At 68.2% G+C, this 1,229-nt stretch carries 1 protein-coding gene and 1 pseudogene; both read left to right on the top strand.

The features are described from left to right. Positions 1-310: pseudogene (locus AB4Y84_RS21970) on the top strand (acyl-ACP--UDP-N-acetylglucosamine O-acyltransferase); the annotation flags it as partial. 53 nt (positions 311-363) lie between these two features. Continuing rightward, on the top strand, positions 364-1,229 hold an 866-nt coding region (gene lpxB / locus AB4Y84_RS21975), incomplete at its 3' end, for a lipid-A-disaccharide synthase (RefSeq protein ID WP_442250972.1).

The raw sequence follows: 1,229 nt of genomic DNA on the forward strand, positions 1-1,229 counted from the left end.
GTTCTGCCGCATCGGTGCGCACGCCTTCCTCGGCATGGGCGCGCTGACCAATGGCGACGTGCCCCCGTTCACGATGGTCGGCACCGACTCGCTGGGCCGCCCGCGCGGCATCAACAGCGAGGGCCTGAAGCGCCGCGGTTTCGACCCCGAGCGCATCACCGCCATCAAGCGCGCCTACCGCACGCTGTACGTGGCGGGCCTGCCGCTGGCCGAAGCCAAGGCGCAGCTGGCCGAGCAGGCGCGCGACAGCGACGACGTAAAGTCGATGCTGGACTTCATCGAACACACCGAGAGGCACCTGCTGCGATGAGCAGCGCGACCGGCCAGGCGCCGGCCGGCGCCGAGGTGATTTCGCTGGCCTCGATGGCCGGCAGCGTGCCTGCCCATCGGGTGCTGAGCGATCGTCCGTTGCGGATCGCGCTGGTCGCCGGTGAAGCTTCCGGCGACCTGCTCGGTGCGGGCCTGATTCGCGAACTGAAGGCCCGCTTCCCGCATGCCGAATTCGCCGGCATCGGCGGCGATGCCATGCGCAGCGCCGGCTGCCAGACCTGGCATGACGCCAGCGAACTGGCAGTGATGGGCCTGACCGAAGTACTGCGCCATCTGCCGCGCCTGCTCAAGCTGCGTTCGGCCTTCCGCCAGCGTGCGCTGGAGTGGCAACCCGATGTGTTCATCGGTATCGACGCTCCGGACTTCAATCTGGGTATCGAACGCTGGCTGAAACAGCGTGGCGTGCGCACCGTGCACTACGTCAGCCCCTCGGTGTGGGCATGGCGCGAGAAGCGTGCCGAGAAGATCGGCAGCAGCGCGGACCTGGTGCTGTGCCTGTTCCCGATGGAACCACCGATCTACGCCAAGCACGGCATCGATGCGCGCTTTGTCGGCCATCCGATGGCCGATGACATCCCGCTGCATGTCGACCGTGAAGCGGCCCGGATCGAACTCGGCCTGCCCGCCTCGGCCAAGGTGCTGGCCGTGCTTCCCGGCAGTCGACTGGGCGAGATCTCCAAGCTCGGAGAAGCCTTCTTCGAGGCCGCCTGGCAGGTGTCCGAGCGTATTCCCGGCCTGCACGTGGTGGTGCCGGCGGCCAATGCGGCCTGCCGACGCCTGATCGAGGAGCAGCTGTCACGCTCGGCGCTGCCGGTGGCCTATTCGCATGTACTGGACGGCCAGGCGCGCAGCGCGATGATCGCCGCCGACGTTGTGGTGCTGGCCTCAGGCACTGCGAC

Origin of the sequence: Stenotrophomonas sp. 2YAF22 (assembly GCF_052114665.1) — a bacterium.
In the GTDB taxonomy this organism is placed as follows: domain Bacteria; phylum Pseudomonadota; class Gammaproteobacteria; order Xanthomonadales; family Xanthomonadaceae; genus Stenotrophomonas; species Stenotrophomonas indicatrix.